This is a genomic window from Microtetraspora sp. NBRC 16547 (assembly GCF_030268965.1).
Taxonomy (GTDB): Bacteria; Actinomycetota; Actinomycetes; order Streptosporangiales; family Streptosporangiaceae; genus Microtetraspora.
The window spans coordinates 78,567-96,334 of sequence record NZ_BSSE01000001.1 but is presented as its reverse complement, the minus strand read 5'-3'; the positions used below and the strand labels follow the sequence as shown (position 1 = coordinate 96,334).

At 71.0% G+C, this 17,768-nt stretch carries 17 protein-coding genes; 13 read left to right on the top strand and 4 right to left on the bottom strand.

Annotation, left to right across the window (positions count from 1 at the left end):
- Positions 1–201 precede the first annotated feature (201 nt).
- Entirely contained in the window at positions 202–3,015 is a 2,814-nt protein-coding gene (gene secA / locus QSK17_RS00400) for a preprotein translocase subunit SecA (protein ID WP_285702304.1), read from the top strand.
- 149 nt (positions 3,016–3,164) lie between these two features.
- Here the strand turns inward: secA and QSK17_RS00395 are convergent, their stop codons facing one another.
- From QSK17_RS00395 to QSK17_RS00385, 3 genes are all read right to left on the bottom strand, one after another.
- The gene (locus tag QSK17_RS00395; protein WP_285702303.1) at positions 3,165–3,650 is read right to left on the bottom strand and encodes an Rv3235 family protein; all 486 of its coding nucleotides are present in this window, start codon (positions 3,648–3,650) and stop codon (positions 3,165–3,167) included.
- A 199-nt stretch (positions 3,651–3,849) separates the two neighbouring features.
- Positions 3,850–5,220, bottom strand: coding sequence for a PTS transporter subunit EIIC (locus QSK17_RS00390; protein ID WP_285702302.1), 1,371 nt, complete (start codon positions 5,218–5,220; stop codon positions 3,850–3,852).
- 41 nt (positions 5,221–5,261) lie between these two features.
- On the bottom strand, positions 5,262–6,002 hold the full coding sequence (locus QSK17_RS00385; RefSeq protein ID WP_285702301.1) for a GntR family transcriptional regulator: 741 nt from the start codon (positions 6,000–6,002) through the stop codon (positions 5,262–5,264).
- 160 nt (positions 6,003–6,162) lie between these two features.
- Here QSK17_RS00385 and QSK17_RS00380 point away from each other — a divergent pair, with 160 nt between their 5' ends.
- From QSK17_RS00380 to QSK17_RS00335, 10 genes are all read left to right on the top strand, one after another.
- Entirely contained in the window at positions 6,163–7,197 is a 1,035-nt protein-coding gene (locus QSK17_RS00380; RefSeq protein WP_285702300.1) for an SIS domain-containing protein, read from the top strand.
- A gap of 34 nt (positions 7,198–7,231) precedes the next feature.
- Positions 7,232–7,468: a PTS sugar transporter subunit IIB gene (locus QSK17_RS00375; RefSeq protein ID WP_285702299.1), complete on the top strand. Its 237-nt coding sequence runs from the start codon at positions 7,232–7,234 to the stop codon at positions 7,466–7,468.
- A 31-nt stretch (positions 7,469–7,499) separates the two neighbouring features.
- Positions 7,500–7,946 (top strand): PTS sugar transporter subunit IIA, encoded by a 447-nt coding sequence (locus QSK17_RS00370; protein WP_285702298.1) that lies wholly within the window; start codon positions 7,500–7,502, stop codon positions 7,944–7,946.
- A 218-nt stretch (positions 7,947–8,164) separates the two neighbouring features.
- Positions 8,165–8,422 (top strand): HPr family phosphocarrier protein, encoded by a 258-nt coding sequence (locus QSK17_RS00365; protein WP_285702297.1) that lies wholly within the window; start codon positions 8,165–8,167, stop codon positions 8,420–8,422.
- Between the two features lie 2 nt (positions 8,423–8,424).
- Positions 8,425–10,113, top strand: coding sequence for a phosphoenolpyruvate--protein phosphotransferase (ptsP, locus tag QSK17_RS00360; protein WP_285702296.1), 1,689 nt, complete (start codon positions 8,425–8,427; stop codon positions 10,111–10,113).
- 101 nt (positions 10,114–10,214) lie between these two features.
- Entirely contained in the window at positions 10,215–11,567 is a 1,353-nt protein-coding gene (nagZ, locus tag QSK17_RS00355) for a beta-N-acetylhexosaminidase (protein WP_285702295.1), read from the top strand.
- Positions 11,568–11,606: 39 nt separating this feature from the next.
- Positions 11,607–12,251, top strand: coding sequence for an HAD family hydrolase (locus QSK17_RS00350; RefSeq protein WP_285702294.1), 645 nt, complete (start codon positions 11,607–11,609; stop codon positions 12,249–12,251).
- 21 nt (positions 12,252–12,272) lie between these two features.
- Positions 12,273–12,800 (top strand): DUF6912 family protein, encoded by a 528-nt coding sequence (locus QSK17_RS00345; protein ID WP_285702293.1) that lies wholly within the window; start codon positions 12,273–12,275, stop codon positions 12,798–12,800.
- A gap of 40 nt (positions 12,801–12,840) precedes the next feature.
- Entirely contained in the window at positions 12,841–13,473 is a 633-nt protein-coding gene (locus QSK17_RS00340; RefSeq protein ID WP_285702292.1) for an HAD family hydrolase, read from the top strand.
- Positions 13,474–13,514: 41 nt separating this feature from the next.
- The gene (locus tag QSK17_RS00335) at positions 13,515–14,204 is read left to right on the top strand and encodes an HAD family hydrolase (protein ID WP_502889119.1); all 690 of its coding nucleotides are present in this window, start codon (positions 13,515–13,517) and stop codon (positions 14,202–14,204) included.
- On the opposite strand, the gene QSK17_RS00330 is transcribed toward QSK17_RS00335, so the two are convergent.
- Positions 14,191–15,714 (bottom strand): penicillin-binding transpeptidase domain-containing protein, encoded by a 1,524-nt coding sequence (locus tag QSK17_RS00330; protein ID WP_285702291.1) that lies wholly within the window; start codon positions 15,712–15,714, stop codon positions 14,191–14,193. The two genes, QSK17_RS00335 and QSK17_RS00330, sit on opposite strands and share 14 nt — an antisense overlap.
- Positions 15,715–15,893: 179 nt before the next feature.
- Here QSK17_RS00330 and QSK17_RS00325 point away from each other — a divergent pair, with 179 nt between their 5' ends.
- Both QSK17_RS00325 and QSK17_RS00320 read left to right on the top strand, forming a co-directional pair.
- A complete protein-coding gene (locus tag QSK17_RS00325; RefSeq protein ID WP_285702290.1) occupies positions 15,894–16,841 on the top strand; it encodes a LysR family transcriptional regulator in 948 nt (315 codons plus the stop codon).
- Entirely contained in the window at positions 16,838–17,731 is an 894-nt protein-coding gene (locus QSK17_RS00320; RefSeq protein WP_285702289.1) for a serine hydrolase, read from the top strand. Before QSK17_RS00325 ends, QSK17_RS00320 begins: the two co-directional genes overlap by 4 nt.
- The last annotated feature ends 37 nt before the right edge of the window (positions 17,732–17,768 follow it).

Genomic DNA, 17,768 nt, shown 5'->3' with positions numbered 1-17,768 from the left:
TTTTCTACCCGATGGCCTTGTCGGTACGCGAGCCGGGGAACGACTGAGAGGCTTCGGCCGTTGTAATGCACGCCGCTCCGTCCTCTCTCCGATGGCTGTGTCCGGTGATGGAACGGCCTACGATGGCAGCGGGGAAAGTATGTCTCGTCCTCACACTCCGGTGGATCCGCCGGGGTAGACCTGCGAGGAGCTTTACTAAAAGTGGCAGCCATTCTCGACAAGATCCTTCGCGCCGGCGAGGGTAAGACTCTGCGGAAGCTCAAGCGGATCGCCGAGCAGGTCAATTCCATTGAGGAAGACTTCAAGAGCCTGTCCGACGCCGAGCTGCGCGCCCTGACCGAGGACTACAAGCAGCGGCACGCCGACGGCGAGTCCCTCGACGATCTGCTGCCGGAGGCGTTCGCCACCGTGCGCGAGGCCGCCCGCAGGGTTCTGGGCCAACGCCCGTACGATGTCCAGCTCATGGGCGGGGCCAACCTCCACATGGGCAACATCTCCGAGATGCGCACCGGTGAGGGCAAGACGCTCACCTGTACCCTCCCCGCCTACCTGAACGCCATCTCCGGCAAAGGCGTTCATGTCGTCACGGTCAACGACTACCTGGCCAAGCGCGACGCCGAGACCATGGGCCGGGTGCACCGCTTCCTCGGGCTCGAGGTCGGCGTCATCCTCGCCAACATGCCGCCGGACGAGCGGCGCAAGCAGTACCACGCCGACATCACGTACGGCACGAACAACGAGTTCGGCTTCGACTACCTGCGCGACAACATGGCCTGGTCCATGGAGGAGTGCGTGCAGCGCGGCCACTACTTCGCCATCGTCGACGAGGTCGACTCGATCCTCATCGACGAGGCCCGGACCCCGCTGATCATCTCGGGCCCCGGCGAGCAGTCCGGCAAGTGGTACGCCGAGTTCGCCAAGATCGTGCCCAGGCTCCGGCGGGGCACCGAGGGCAAGGACGGCGAGGAGAGCACCGGCGACTACGTCGTCGACGAGAAGAAGCGCACCGTCGGCATCCTTGAGGCCGGCGTCGAGCGCGTCGAGGACTGGCTCGGCATCGACAACCTCTACAAGCCCGAGCACACCCACCTCGTGCAGTTCCTCAACAACGCGCTCAAGGCCAAGGAACTGTTCAAGAAGGACAAGGACTACATCGTCGTCGACGGCGAGGTCCTGATCGTCGACGAGTTCACCGGTCGCGTGCTCCACGGCCGCCGCTACAACGAGGGCATGCACCAGGCCATCGAGGCCAAGGAAACCGTGAAGGTCAAGGACGAGAACCAGACGCTCGCGACCGTCACTCTGCAGAACTACTTCCGCCTCTACTCCAAGCTCGGCGGCATGACCGGTACGGCCGCCACCGAGGCCAACGAGTTCCACCAGACCTACAAGCTGGGCGTTGTCCCCATCCCCACCAACCGCCCGATGATCCGTAAGGACCAGGCGGACGTGGTCTACAAGACGGAGGACGCCAAGTTCCAGGCCTGCGTCGAGGACATCAAGGAGCGCTACGACAAGGGCCAGCCGGTCCTGGTCGGCACGACCAGCGTCGAGAAGTCCGAGAAGCTGTCGCGGATGCTCAAGCGCCAGGGCGTGCCGCACGAGGTGCTCAACGCCAAGAACCACGCCCGTGAGGCCGTGATCGTCGCGGAGGCGGGCCGCAAGGGCGCCGTCACGGTCGCCACCAACATGGCCGGCCGCGGAACCGACATCCAGCTCGGGGGTAACCCCGAGTTCCGCGCCGAGCTGGAGCTGGAGCAGCGCGGCCTCTCGCTGGCCGAGACCCCGGACGAGTACGACAAGGCCTGGGCCGAGGCCCTGGAGAAGGCCAAGGAGGCCGTGAAGAGCGAGCACGAGGAGGTCGTCGGCATCGGCGGCCTGTACGTCCTCGGCACCGAGCGGCACGAGTCCCGGCGCATCGACAACCAGCTCCGCGGCCGTTCCGGCCGCCAGGGCGACCCGGGCGAGTCCCGGTTCTACCTGTCGCTGGAGGACGACCTGATGCGGCTGTTCAACTCCGCCCGGGTCGAGATGATCATGACGCGGCTGAACATCCCCGACGACGTGCCGATCGAGTCCGGCATCGTCTCGAAGGCGATCGCGTCCGCCCAGCACCAGGTCGAGCAGCAGAACTTCGAGATCCGCAAGAACGTCCTCAAGTACGACGAGGTCATGAACCGGCAGCGCAAGGTGATCTACGCCGAGCGCCACCGGGTGCTGGAGGGCGCCGACCTGCACGAGCAGGTCCGCGAGTTCGTCACCAATGTCATCGACGACTACGTCAAGGCCGCCACGGCCGAGGGGTTCGCCGAGGAGTGGGACCTCGACAAGCTGTGGAAGGCGTTCGCGCAGCTCTACCCCATCTCGCTGACCGTCGAGCAGCTCGTGCAGGAGGCCGGCGGCGACCGCGAGGACCTGAGCGCCGAGCTCATCGCCGAGAAGATCAAGGCCGACGCGCTGGAGGCCTACCAGCGGCGCGAGGAGGAGCTGGGCTCCGAGGCGATGCGCGAGCTGGAGCGCCGGGTGATCCTCTCGGTGATCGACCGCAAGTGGCGCGAGCACCTCTACGAGATGGACTATCTCCAGGAGGGCATCGGCATGCGCGCCTACGCGCAGAAGGACCCCCTGGTGGAATACCAGCGTGAGGGCTTCGAGATGTTCTCCGCGATGCTCGACGGCATCAAGGAGGAGTCGGCCGGCTACCTGTTCAACCTCGAGGTCGAGGTCCAGGCGAACCCGATCGTCGAGGAGCACGACCACGACCATGAGCACGCGGACGAGGCCGTGCACGAGGCGAGCTCGATCATCGCCAGGGCGCTGCGCCAGCCGGCCCGCCCCAGCGAGATGGTCTACACGGCGCCAGGTGAGACCGGCGACGTCGAGGTCAGCCGGGTCCGCTCCACGCCGGAGCAGCGCGCCGCGTACGGCGATGTGGAGCGCAACTCGCCGTGCCCGTGCGGTTCCGGCAAGAAGTTCAAGCGGTGCCACGGCGACCCCAGGAACGCCGAGGCCTGATCGCGCCTGAGAGGAGGCTCCTGCCGGGAACCGGCGGGGGCCTCCCCTTCTGTCCGGCCCGGTCGCGCGGCCGAGCCGCGCCCACCGCCCTGGCTGTTCCGGTGGCCCAGCCCTCCCGGCAGCCTCCGCCTCGGCACCGCGGTTCCGCGTCACGCCGTCTCGAAGTCGGTGACGAGCCACTGGACGCCCCGCCGTTCAAGACGCAGGGCGAGGGCGTGGCTGCGCGGCCCGCAGTGGACCAACAGGCACATCTCCACCACTCCGTCGCTCGACTGCTGGACGTGCGGAGCGCCGACCATCGGCGGCCGCGGAGTGTCGATCATCTTCCCGGCGCGGATCAGCTCGCCGTAGGCGCGCTCGCTGAGCCGGTCCTGCACGGTCGCGGGCGGGCGGCGTCCGCAGAGGATCTCCGCCATGGCCTGGCCGAGGCCGCGCAGCCGCCTCTCGTCGGGGACGGCGCCGGACGGCCCGATGACGAGCGGCCCGCCGCCCCTGGCCAGGGCGAGTGAGCCGTACGTCCGGGGCGCCTCGTCCCCGGGCGTGGGCTCGTCGTACGCGGGATCGGCGGCGGGAACGGCGGCGGGAACGGGCAGGAGCCGCGGCAGGCGGATCGGTTCCGGTGACAATTCGGGCATCGGGACTCCCCGGTCGTCGGTGGATGTGACGACTACTAGAGATTCCGGACCGGCCCGTTGATACGAAAGCCGCCAACTTTCCGGTACGCCCGGAGGGGATGTGGCGCTATGCGCGCAACGTCCACGGCGTACGGTGCCCGGTTGGAGTGGCGCCCGGCAGGTTATGGCGCATGCCGGACGGCGTTTCGGTCCGTCCAGATCAGGGGCGTGTGCGGACCGGCTCCGCGCTCTCGCCGGAATCGACGTCGGGTTCGGGTTCGCGGCCCGGGGTCATGAAGTTCAGCTTCTTGATCAGAAAGCTGAAGATCACGTAGTAGATCACGGCGTAGACCACACCGATGCCCATGACCAGCCAGAAGTGATGGGTGTTGCTCTTGCCGATGTTGAGCAGCGCGTCGGTGGCTCCGGCGGAGAACCCGAAACCGAGACGGCCCCCGAGCCAGGCGGTCAGCGCCATCGAGACGCCGGTGAGCACGGCGTGCACCACGAACAGCAGCGGGGCGACGAAGATGAACGCGAACTCGATCGGCTCGGTGATGCCGGTGACGAACGAGACGAGCGCGGCGGAGATCATGATGCCTCCGACTGCCGGGCGCCGGTGGGCGGGCGCGGCACGCCAGATCGCCACCGCGGCGGCGGGCAGACCGAACATCATGACGGGGAAGAAGCCGGTCATGAACGAGCCGAAACCGTCCGCGCCCTGGAGATAGCAGGTCAGGTCGCCGGAGAGCTCCGTCCCTGTGGCGTTGGTGCAGCCGGGCACCTGGAACCACACGATCGAGTTGATGATGTGGTGCAGGCCGAGCGGGATGAGCAGGCGGTTGGCCACGCCGTACACGCCCGCGCCGACCACGCTGTTGTCGGCGAGCACCGTGCCGAAGCTGTTGATCCACTCGCCGACCGGTGGCCAGATCAGGCCGAAGACGACACCGAGCAGGACCCCGGCGAGGGCCGTCACGATCGGGACGAACCGCCGCCCCCCGAAGAAGGCGAGCCAGGCGGGCAGCTTGATCCGGTAGTACCGCTGCCACAGCAGGGCGGCGACGACGCCGATGACGATGCCGCCGAGCACGCCGGTCGGGTTGTTCGCGGACCAGTTGATCGTGTCCCGGGCCACGCCGTCCGCGCCGACCACCGTCTGCGCGACGCGCTTGTGGACGGCGTCCACCGCCGGGGCCTGGAAGAACAGGCCCTTGGTGACCCGGTCGAAAACGAGGTAGCCGACCAGCGCCGCCACGGCCGTCGAACCGTCGGAACGGCGGGCGAAACCCACCGCGACGCCGACGGCGAAGAGCAGCGGCAGGGCGTCGAAGAGCGCGTCGCCCGCGTTCGCCAGCACGGTGGCGGCGTGGGCCACCCATCCGAAGCCCGCCGCGTCCGCGAGACCGCCGGTGGCGGAGTCGTTGGAACCGAGCATGTCGGGCTGGCCGAACCGCTTGAGGATCGCGGCGGCGGGCAGCACGACGATCGGCAGCATCAGGGAACGGCCCAGACGCTGCAGCACGCCCATCACGGCGGATCCCGAGGATGGCGTTGCGGGCGCTCCCACCTCGGCCGAACGTGAACTCATCGGTGTTCCTCCAGGGCTGGGGTTCGGGAGGATCGCTGTCGTTACGGGCGTCGAACGGGGATCTCGAGCAGCGTTCTGAGCTGGTAGCGGTCGGCCCGGTAGGTGGAGACGCCGAGTTCCGCGCACACCCCGCCGGCGAAGGAACGCCGGGCGAGCAGCAGCACCGCGCCGCCCCGGGGCAGCTTGAGCAGGTCGGCGTCGCCGGGGTCGGCGATGCCGCCGTCGATGGTGAGCTCGCCCGCGTCGAGCACCAGGCCGTACCGCGACTCGAGCAGCGCGTACAGCGAGCGCCCGGTCAGGTCGTAGGCGTCGAGGTCCGGAGCGAGGGCCACAGGGATGTGGGCGCGCTCGATGGACAGCGGCTCCCCGTCGGCGGTGCGCAGCCGTTCGATGAAGTGCACGGCGTCGCCGGGCTGGATGCCGAGCTCGCGGGCGAGATGGGCGCTGGCCCGGACGGTCCGGCGGTCGAGGTCGCGGGAGCCGGGTGTGAGGCCCCGGGCCCGCATGTCGTCGCTGAACGACGTGAGCTGGAGGGCGAGCTCGATCTTCGGCCGGGCGACGAACGTGCCCTTGCCCGGAACCCGGTGCAACCGCCCCTCGGACACCAGATGGTCGACCGCCTGGCGTACGGTCATGCGTGAGAGGCCGAAACGCTGGCACAGCTCGCGTTCGGAGGGGATCGCCGCCCCGATCGGCAGCTCGTTGCTCTCGACGAGATCGAGCAGGATCTCCCGGAGCTGGAAGTATTTGGGCACCGGGCTGTCCGGATCGATCTGAGCCACTGATCCCTCCCCTCTCGATCTGACCGTCTCGACTGAGTTATGGTTCGTACTGGTCTAGTCCGGACTAGACCACAGCTTGGAATTGTGTGTCAATGTACGGACCAGAGAAGGATCGATAACGGCAAGGTCTCGCCAAGCCGGGATTTGAGGATGGCAGCAGATGACGACCAAGATGCGGAGCGAGATCTCCGAGCAGCCCGCCGCGCTTCGCGACACGCTTGACGCCTTGCTTCCCAGGGTGGAGGAGGTACGGCGGCTGGCGGGGGAGACCCGGCAGCTCCTGTTCGTCGCGCGCGGCACCTCTGACAACGCCGCCATGTACGGCCGCTACCTGATCGAGGCGCGCGCCGGCCGCCTGTGCTCGATGGGCGCGCCGTCGATCGCCACCACCTACCGCAGCAGGCTCGATCTGGACGGTGTGCTGGCCGTGGGCCTGTCCCAGTCCGGGCGGACCGAGGAGATCGTCGAGACCCTCGACTGGGCGAAGAGCTGCGGTGCGAAGACCCTGGCGATCACCAACGGCGGCCCGGCCTCACCTCTGGCCGAGATCGCCGATCTGGCCCTGTGCACGCTGGCCGGCGAGGAGAAGGCCGTCCCGGCCACCAAGACGTACACCACGCAGCTCGCCGCGCTGGCGGTGCTCGCCCTGGGGCTCGGCGCGGACGTGAACGCCGACGACCTGCAGCGGGTGCCGGACGCGGTGGAGAAGCTGATCGACGATCCCGGCGACCTCGGGGCCGTCGTCGAGGGGCTCGCCGACAAGCCCGGCGTGGTCGTGTCCGGCCGGGGGCTCGCCTTCTCCACCGCGCTCGAACTCGCGCTCAAGCTCAAGGAGGCCTGCTACCTCCACGCCATGGGCCTGTCGTACGCCGACCTGCTGCACGGGCCGATCGCCGTGGTCGACGAGGACACCCCGGCCATCCTGGTCGCGGCGGGTGAGGGACCGACGTTGCCCGGGACGGTCGCGCTCGCCGAGCGAGTGACCGGCGCGGGCGCCGCCGCGTACGGCGTGGGCGGCGGCACGGCGCTGGCGGCGGCCGCCACCGCCGCGCTGAACGGTCCGGACCTCCCCGAATGGGTGGCGCCCATGGGCCTCATCGTGCCCGGTCAGCTTCTCACCGAGGCGCTCGCGCGCAGGCTCGGCATCGACCCCGATGCCCCTCGGGGCCTGAAGAAGGTCACTCAGACCGATTAGCCTGCGCACAGCACGCATATCGAGGAGGAGCGACATGGCGGCAGATGTCCGGGCGATCATCTCTGCGCTCGGTGGTGTGGACAACGTCATCGAGATCGAGCCGTGCATCACGCGGCTGCGCACGGAGGTGTACGACGCCTCCAAGGTCGACCAGGTGGCCCTCAGGGCGGCGGGTGTCCACGGCGTGATGCTGGCGGGCAACGTCGTGCAGGTCGTGGTGGGCCCCGACGCCGACACGATCGCCAGCGACATCGAGGAGATCATCGGCTGACGTATGGCCGAGCCGGACAGGAGGGGGCGCCGTGACGACTGTTCTCGCCCCGGTGGCGGGGACGGCGATCGGTCTGGCGGCGGTGCCGGACCCGGTCTTCTCACAGGCCATGGTCGGGCCGGGATCGGCGATCGATCCCCAGCGCGAGCCCGGCCAGGCCGTCGCCCCCATCAGCGGGACGATCGTCAAGCTGCACGCGCACGCCTACATCGTCGTGGGGGAGGACGGCAGGGGCGTGCTCGTGCACCTCGGCATCGACACCGTGCAGCTCAAGGGAGAGGGCTTCCGGCTGCTCGCGGTCGAGGGTGACCGGGTCCGCGCCGGCCAGCCGGTGGTCTTCTGGGACCCGGCCGCGGTCGAGGCGGGGGGCCGGTCGCCGATCTGCTCCGTGGTGGCTCTGGACGCGGCGGCCGGCGAGGTCAACGGTGAGGTCCGAGGCGGCGTGGGCGCGGGCGACGAATTGTTCGAATGGTCGTGAACGCCGGACCTCCGGGTAATTGAGTGCCGACGGCAGTGCGGAAGGGCGGTGCTGACGGCAGTGTGGAGGACGGTGCCGACGGCAGTGTGGAGGACGGTGCCGACGACACTGCCGACGACGCGGGCCCGGGTGGCGCGGGACCGCCCGTGCCGTGCAGAATCCGCCCGAGAGAACGCGAGAGAAGACCCCCGGGTGAACCCGAGAGAAGAGGAGGAGCCGTGGCCGAGCGCAAGGTCACCGTCATGTCCGAAGTGGGGTTGCACGCCCGTCCCGCCGCGACGTTCGTGCAGACCGCGGTTCAGGCACCCTTCGACGTCACCGTCGCCAAGTTCGGCGTCCCGCCGGTGAGCGCGAAGAGCATCCTGTCGGTGCTGGCCCTGGACGTCCGCCAGGGCGAGACCATCGTCATCAGCGCCGACGCCGATGGCGCGGACGAACTCCTGGACCGGCTCGCCGCCATCGCGTCGGCACCCTGAGCATGCACACGGATCGGCTGGCCGGTGTGGGCGTGAGCCCGGGCGCGGGCTACGGCCCGGCGCACCGGCTGGTGCGTGACATTCCTGAGCCGCACAGGGCGGCCCGTCACGGCGGGGACGCGGCGGCCGAGAGGCGGCGGGCGGAGCAGGCCCTGGAACGTGTCGCGGCCGACCTCGCGGCGCGCGGCGACCAGGCGGGCGGCGAGGCGCGGGACGTGCTGGCCGCCCAGGCCATGATGGCCCGCGATCCGGGGCTGGCCGCCGGTGTGGCCGAGCTGATCGACCAGGGTGTCTCGGCTTCCCGGGCGGTCTTCGACGCTTTCGGGAAATATCGGGACCTGCTCGCCGCGGCGGGGGGCTACCTCGCCGGGCGGGTGGCCGATCTCGACGACATCAGGGACCGGGCCGTCGCGACGCTGGAGGGCCTGCCGCTGCCGGGACTCCCGGCGGATCCCCTGGAGCCCTACGTGCTGGTGGCCAGGGACCTCGCCCCCGCCGACACCGCCCTGCTCGACCCCGCCCTCGTGGTGGCGTTCGTGACCGAGGAGGGCGGGCCGACCACCCACACCGCCATCCTGGCCCGGTCGATGGGCGTGCCCGCCGTCGTGGGCTGCGCGGGGGCGACCGCGATCCCGCCCGGCACGCGGCTGCTGGTCGACGGCTCGACCGGTGTCGTACGGCTCTCGCCGACCGAGGACGAGGTCGCCCGGGCGGTGCGGGCGGTGGCGGAGAGCTCCGCGCTCCTCGCCACGGTCACCGGGCCCGGCGCGACCGCGGACGGCCACGCCGTACCGCTGCGCGCCAACGTCGGCGGACCGGCGGACATCGCGCCCGCGCTGGCCGCCGGTGCCGAGGGCGTGGGCCTGTACCGCACCGAGTTCCTCTTCCTGGACCGGGAGGACCCACCGACGTGGGAGGAGCAGCAGGACGCCTACCGCGCCGTGTTCGAGGCGTTCCCCGGCGCCCCTGTGGTCGTCCGCGTCCTCGACGCCGGGGCCGACAAGCCGCTCGACTTCCTCCCGCCTCCGGCTCCCGAGCCCAATCCCGCGCTCGGCGAGCGGGGGGTGCGCATGTTCCGCCACTATCCGGACGTGCTGGCGGCCCAGCTCGAAGCCCTGGCCAGGGCCGCGGGCGGTACGTCGGCGCTGGTCCAGGTGATGGCGCCCATGGTCGCCACCGCCGAGGAGGCCGCCTGGTTCACCGACGCGTGCCGCACGGCGGGGCTGCCGTCCGCCGGGGTCATGATCGAGGTCCCGGCGGCCGCCCTGCGCGCCGCCGATCTCGCCGCGGTCACCGGTTTCTTCTCGATCGGGACGAACGACCTCACCCAGTACACCCTGGCCGCGGACCGCGAGGCCGGCGCGCTCGCCGGGCTGCAGGACCCGTGGCATCCGGCCGTGCTCGACCTCGTCGCGCTGGCGGCGTCGGCCGCCGCGGCGGCGGGCCGGGAATGCGGCGTCTGCGGAGAGGCGGCGGCCGACCCGGCCCTCGCCTGCGTCTTCGTCGGTCTCGGTGTGACATCGCTGTCCATGGCCGCCCCCGCCCTCCCCCGGGTGCGCGCGGCGCTGGCCCGGCACACCCTGGACGAGTGCCGCGAGGCGGCCGCCGCGGCGCGGGCGGCGGACTCGGCGGAGGCCGCGCGGGCCGCCGCCCGTGTGGAACTCCCCGCCCTCGCCGAGCTGTCGCTCTGAGGCGGGCGGACCTCTTCATCCGGCCGATGTAACCGGTGGTACGTATCGATCCTGTGGATAACCGTGCGGCAGGTGGTGCTGGTCGCGGCTACCGTGAAGGGATGCTGCGACGACTGGGCCTCGGGCTGCTGGTGATCGTTATGGCGGGCTGCTCCTCCGTGGAGGCGGAGGGATTTGCCGGCGCCACCCCCTCCCGTCCCCCTCCCTCGACCACGGCCGCGGCGGGCGAGGGCGGCACGGCGTCGTCACCGCCGGAACCGTCGCCGGAACCGTCGTCGCCGTCATCAGGGGAGGCCGGTAAGGGAGCCAGTGGGGGCGACGTCGCCGCCACACTCGCCCGGATGACCGTGGAGGAGAAGGTCGGCCAGCTCTTCATGCCGGTGGTTTACGGCTCCCGCGCCGACTCCGAGCACCAGGAGAACACCGCGCGGTTCGGCGTGGGCACCCCGGCCGAGGCGATCGCGAAATACCGCCCCGGCGGCGTGATCATCTTTCCCTGGGCGGGCAACGTCTCCAACGCGAAGCAGCTCGCCGCGCTGACGACCGGGCTGCGCGAGGCGTCGCGGAAGGTCCCGCTGATGATCGGCGTGGACCAGGAGAACGGCACCGTCTCGCCGCTCGCCGCGATCGTCACCAAGCTCCCGGGGGCGATGGCCATCGGCTCGACGGGCGATCCGGCCAACGCGCGGGCGGCCGCCCGGCTGACCGGCACGGAGCTGCGTGCCCTCGGCATCACCATGGACTTCGCGCCGGTCGCGGACGTCAACATCAACCCGCGCAACCCGGTGATCGGCCCGCGAGCCTTCGGCTCCGACCCGGAGAAGGTCGCGACGATGGTCGGCGCCGCGGTCGACGGCTTCCACGCGGCCGGGATCGCCTCCACGGCCAAGCACTTCCCCGGGCACGGCGACACCTCGACGGACAGCCACACCGGCCTCCCCGTGATCGGGCATTCGAAGGCGCAGTGGCGCAAGCTCGACGCGCCGCCGTTCCGCGAGGCCATCGCCCACGGCGTCGACGCGATCATGTCGGCGCACGTCGTCATGCCGAAGCTCGACCCCTCCGGCGACCCGGCCACGCTGTCCCGGACGATCCTGACCGGGCTGCTCCGTGACGAGCTGGGCTTCGACGGTGTCATCAGCACCGACGCGCTCAACATGGCCGGGGTGCGGGAGAAGTACGGCGACGCTGAGGTGGCCGTTCGCGCCGTCTTGGCCGGGGCGGACGTGCTGCTCATGCCGCCCGACATGCCGAAGGCGTACGGCGCGGTCCTTTCGGCGGTGAAGTCGGGCCGGATCTCGGCGGCCCGGCTGGACGCGTCTGTCACCCGGATCCTCCGGTTGAAGGCCAAGAGGGGCATGTTCGACAAGGTGGCGACGGACCCGAGCGTGGTCCGGTCGCCGGCGCATCTGAACGCCGCCCGGCGCATCGCCAGGGAGGCGGGCGTTGCCTGACGCCCTATCCTTTTGGGGCAGGTTCCAACGGGAGGTGCCGTGCTCAAGGGAGTACTGATCGACTGGGGCGGGGTGCTCACCACGAGCCTCGCCGACTCGATCGCCGGCTGGATCGCCGGGGATCGGATCGACGCCACGCACTACCAGGACGTGATGCGCGAGCTGGTCCTGCACGCCTACGAGGTCGGGAACGGCGAGAGCGTCATTCACGCCCTCGAACGCGGTGAGATCTCGACACCCGACTTCGAGCGCGACCTCGCGGCCAGGCTGGTGACCCTCGACGGCGTCCCGCCGGTGGCCGAGGGGCTGCTCGCCCGGATGTTCCTCGGGTTCGAGCCCGTCGAGGAGATGAACGAGATGCTGCGCCTGGCACGCGTGTCCGGGATCCGGACCTGCCTGGTGTCGAACTCCTGGGGCAACGACTACCCCCGGCACACCTGGGACGGGCTCTTCGACGAGATCGTCATCTCCGGAGAGGTCGGCATGCGCAAGCCCGAGGCGCGGATCTTCCACCATGCGCTCGGCCTGGTCGGGCTGCCGCCCGAGGAGTGCGTGTTCATCGACGACATCGAGGCGAACATCACGGCCGCACGGGCCCTCGGGCTGGTCGGCATCCACCACCGTGACGCCTCCGCCACCATCGGCGAGCTCGAAGGCCTGTTCGGCCTGCCGCTGCGCCCCTGACGTGACCGACGAGAGGTTCGAATGCGCGTCTATCTCCCGTGCACGCTTCCCGCGCTGGCCCGCGTGGTCGCGGCGGGCGAGCTCGGCCCCGCTCCGCTGACCGGTTTCGCGGTGACTCCCGCGCTGGTCGAGTGGTACGTCTCCGGCGACACCGAGGAGTTGGAGTACGTCGCTATGACCGAGGCGGCACGTGCCTCCCTGCGGATGCTCGCGGAGGATCGCGCCGCCGAGGGTGCCGACGGCGCCGAGAAGGCCGGCGGGCCCGCCCGGCGGGTCGTGGTCGCCGCGGAGGTGCCGGACGCCGCCGTCAGCGTGAGCGCCGATCTCGACGAGCGGGCGCGGGTGCGGCTGACGGAGCCGGTCCCGCTGACCCGGCTGGCCTCGGTGCACGTGGACGACCCCGCCGCCGCGCCGGACATCGAGGCGGCCGTCGCCGCGCTGTCCGCCGCCGATCTCGGGGACGACGACGCCCGCTTCACCGTGGACGGCGCCGAGGCCCACGAGCTGATGTGGTATGCCACACAGGAGATACCCGACCTGCTGGCCTGAGCGCCGTTCTTGCTGGTCGGTGGATATCATCCATCCTGATATGACACACATTGTTTGGGACTGGAACGGCACCCTGTTCCACGACATCGATGCCGTGGTCGGTGCGACGAACGAAGTCTTCCGGCCGTACGGCATCGGCCCCTTCGACCCGGACGGCTTCCGCGCGGTCTACACCCGACCCATCTGGGTCGCGTACGAGCGGATGCTCGGCCGCTCGCTCCACGACGGCGAGTGGGAGCGGCTCGACGAGGGGTTCCACGATCACTACCACCGCCTGATGCTGGCCTGCGAGCTGGCCGAGGGCGCGCTGTCCAGCCTCCAGTCCTGGGAGGCGGCGGGGCGGACGCAGTCGCTGCTGTCCATGTGGGGCCACGAGCGGCTGGTGCCCAAGGTGAACGAGCTCGGCATCGCCCAGCACTTCGCCCGCGTCGACGGCCTGCGCAGCGCCGGGGGCGGTCCCAAGGCCGAGCACATGACCGCGCACATCCTGGCGCTCGGCCTGGACCCGGAGAAAGTCGTGGTGATCGGCGACAGCGTCGACGACGCGCACGCCGCGCAGCATGTCGGCGCGCGGGCGATCCTTTACACCGGCGGCATGACGAGTCGCGCGGAGCTGCAGAGCATCGGCGTCCCCGTCGTCGACTCGCTGGTCAACGCCCTCGACCTGATCTGAACCGGCCCGATCCCCCTCCGGAGGCCACGATCAACCGCCTCATTCTCTGGAACGTCGACCTCACCCTGGTCGACGTCACCATCGTCACCAGGGACGCGTACGCCGACGCGTTCCGCATGGTCACCGGGCGGCCGCTGGTGAAGCTGGCTCCGGCGATGGGCCGCCCCGACTCCGAGATCGTCTTCGAGACGCTGGCCGTCAACGGCATCGTGGTGGAGGACTACCACCTGCCGAAGTTCCTCGACGCGCTGGCGGTCTCCTTCGCCGACAAGCGCAAGCGGCTTGCCTCCGAGGGCCGGGCCATGCCCGGGGCCAAGGACGCGCTCAAGGCGGTGTCCCGCCTCGACGGCGTGATCCAGTCCGTCCTCACCGGAACGATCAGGAGCAACGCGGTCCACAAGCTCAAGGCGTTCGGGCTGGACAAGAGGATCGACTTCGAGATCGGGGGGTACGGCGAGGAGGTCTATCCCAAGGCCACGCTGCTCCAGGTGACGCAGGGACGGGCCAAGGCGCGGTACGGCGGGGTGTTCACGTCGGCGAACACCGTGCTGATCGGCGACTCGGCGCGCGACGTCCAGGCGGCGCGCATCGGCGGCGCGGCGATGATCGCGGTCGCGTCGGGCCGGTCGACGGCCGCAGAGCTCCGGGAGGCGGGGGCGGACATCGTCCTGCCCGACCTGACCAACGCGTCCGAGGTGGTGGCGGCCGTCGCCCGTCTCACCGGGCGCTGAGGCCGTTCAGGAAGCGGGCCGCGGCGGGCGCCGCCACGGCGGACCCCATGCCCGCGCCTTCGACGATGACGGCGAACGCCAGGTCGCCCCGGTAGCCGATGAACCACGAGTGCGTCGGCGGCTCCTTGCCCGAGCCGTACTCGGCGGTTCCGGTCTTGCCCGCCGTACCGGACGGGAAGGCGATGCCCCGCGCGGTGCCCTCGGTGACCACGGCGGGCATGAGCTGGCGCAGCGCCGCCACCACGCCGGGCTCCAGCTTCCGGGGTGCGGAGCCGCCAGGAGGGACGAGGCCGGCGGGGACGAGCCGCGGCGGGCGCCAGGTGCCGTCCGCGACGGCGGCGGCGACGGCCGCCATGTTGAGCGGGCTGGCCAGCACCCTGCCCTGCCCGATGGCGGCCGAGGCGAGGTCTGTCTCGCCCTTCGGCTCGGGGAACTGGGCCCGGACGGCGGGCACGCCCGGCTGGATCGGCTGTCCGAAGCCGAAGTCCGCGGCGACCTCGCTCATCCGCTTCCCGCCGAGCCGGTTCACCGCCAGGTCGCCGAACGTCGTGTTGCACGAGTGGGCGAACGCGTCCCGCAGCGGGAGCGCGCCGAAGTCCTTGTAGTGCGAATTATGGAAGGTGAAGCCGCCGATCGTCTGCTCCGCCGGGCATTTCACGGTCTGCGTGGCGCTCATGCCGTCGGCCACGAGCGCCGAGGCGGTCACGACCTTGAAGGTCGATCCGGGCGGATACGTGCCGAGCAGCGCGCGGTTGAAGCCGCCGGGCTTGTTCACCACGGCGAGGATCTCCCCGGTCGAGGGCCGCAGGGCGACGAGCGACGCGGGCTTGGACACGTCCTCCAGCGCCTGGGCTCCCGCGCGGTGAACGTCAAGGTCGATCGTGGTGGTCAGCGCCTCGCCCGCCGACTTTTCCGCGGCGGCGATCGTGTCGGCCTTCCCGTCCGCGCCGACCAGCTCGACACGGGTGGCCGGGGTGCCCGCGAGGCGGGAGCCGTACTGCTCCTTGAGGGCGTCGACGAGCTGCTGGACCGAGCCGGGCGCACTGCCGTCGTCGATCCTGGTGCCGTCGGCCGCGGTGATGGGGGCCGGCTCGGGTTTCGCGGTGCTGACTCTGAACCTGGCGCCGCCGGCGAGCCGGGGATGGACGGCTGCCGGCGTCCACGCCACCCGCCAGGCGCGGTCGCGCTCCACGAGGCGCAGCTCGCCGTCGTAGGAGAAGTCCACCGCGGCGTCGATCGCCGCGCGGAACCGCACCGTGCCACCCCCGTGGTCGCCGCTCCCGGTGGCCTTCCCCTGCACGGTGAACCGGGCTGACGTCAGTTTCAGGTCGTCGCGGAACCGGTCGTAGACGCGCTGGAAGTCGGCGGGCGGGTCGGCGGTGAGCGCCCACATCGCGGCGTAGTCGGACCTGGACCACGCGGCGAGGAAATCCGATGCGGTCTCCTCCGGCGATCCTTTGGTGCGCAGCACCCAGACCGCGCCCCCGGCCGCGAGGACCGGCACCAGCACGGCGGCCGTCGCGAGCGGCCAGCGGCGACGCCGTTTAGTTCCGTTGATTCCGCTATATGAGGTTTCCTGCACTTTTCCCCCTTGCGTGTCGTGCAGGCAAGGGGAGCAGATGCCAGGTGTTCATGTCCAATACGGATATCAAACTCAATGCGATAAATGTTTGGATATCATCGCTGCTCATGGACCTCGTACGGCACCTGAGGTACTTCGTGGTGATCGCCGAAGAACTGCATTTCGGCAACGCGGCGGCCCGGCTGGGCATGGCGCAGCCCCCGCTCAGCCAGCGGGTGAAGCGGCTGGAGGACGAGCTCGGCGTGCGGCTGTTCGACCGGAGCAGCCGCCAGGTCCGGCTCACCGACGCCGGGCGCCTGCTGCTGCCCGAGGCGCGCGAGATCGTGGCGAGGACCGAGCGGATCAGGGAGCTGATGGCGAGGGCGGTGCGCGGTGACACCGCAAGCCTGCGCGCCGCCGTGCCGCCCGACCTGGGCGCGTCGGTGCTCGCCGCGCTGATCGCCCGGTTCCGCGCCGGCCACCCGGACGTACGGCTGACGCCCACCGAGATGGGCACGTCCGACCAGGTGGACGCGCTGCTGGGCGGCGAGCTGGACCTCGGCGTGCTGCGGCATCCCGTGGCGGCCGCGGGGCTCGGATTCGGTCCCATCCTGGTCCAGCATCCGGGGGTCCTGTTGCGCGAGGAGGACGAGCTCACGACCCTGGCGACGGTGCACCTGGCCGACCTGGCGGGGCGCGAGCTCGTGCTGCCGCCACGCGCGTTGGAGCCCGGCCTGCACGACGAGACCCTCGCCGGCTGCCGGCGCCACGGCTTCGTCCCCGCCGAGGTCCGACACGCCGTCCACGGCCAGTTCATGATCGGCCTCGTCCTCGCCGGCACCGCGGTCGCGCTCGGCCACCGGACGGACGTGCCCGGCGTCGTCTGGCGTCCGTTGGCCGGCGCCCCGCTGGCCTGGCGCATCTCCACGGCCTGGCGGGGAGAGCCGTCCGGGCACGTGGCCGGGTTCGCCGACCTGACGACCCGTGTTCTGCGGGAGGATGCGGGGATGTCCGACGAAGGCGCGCCGCCGCGCACGTGGGTGGCCCCCCGTCCCGCCACGGGATTCCTCTCATGAAGCAGCTCGAACAGATCTTCCGTACGGCGGGGGTCACCGGGTGGTTGCACGCGGTGGACATCGACACCGGCCGCGAGGTCGGCCTGGGCGCGGACGAGCCCGTCGTGCTGGCCTCGGTGTTCAAGGTGCCGCTGCTGGTCGCGTTCTACCGGCAGGCGGAGCGCGGGCTGATCGACCCGGCGGAGCGGGTCACGGTGTCCCCTGAGGGGCGCCCCGGGGGCGGCACCGGCGTCTCGGCCATGCTGGACGAGGTCACGGCCTCGCTCAGGGACCTCGCCTACCTCACGATCAGCGTGAGCGACAACGCGTCGGCGGACACGCTGCTCGCGCGGGTCGGCCTCGCCGAGGTCAACGCCGCGCTCGCGGACCTCGGCCTGTCCCGCACGTGGGTTGAGCACTCGTGCGCCGGGTTGTTCACCGCCATGCGGGAGGACGCGGGCGTCGCGGACATGGCCGAGCTCTCCCAGATGACCACGGACCCCGGCGTGCTCGCCCGGCTGCGCGTGCTCGACCCGGCCCGGACCAGCCGCAGCACGTGTCGGGACATGACCCGGCTGCTCGGCCTGATCTGGCGGGACGAGGCCGCCGGACCCGGCTCGTGCGCCGCCGTACGCCGCCTGATGGGCCTCCAGGTGTGGCCGCACCGGCTCGCGTCCGGATTCCCGTACGACGACGTGGCGGTCAGCGGCAAGACGGGCACGCTGCCGACGATCCGGAACGAGGTGGGCGTCATCGAGTATCCCGACGGCGGCCGCTACGCCATCGCCGTCTTCACCCGGTCGATCGGCACCGCGCAGAACCAGCCGAGGGCGGACGCGGCCATCGGCACGGCCGCGCGCGTCGCGGTCGATCACCTGCGCGCGCCGTTCGTGGGGCCGGACACCATATGACGGGTCTGCCGTATGTGGGCGGAGATGGTGACACGGC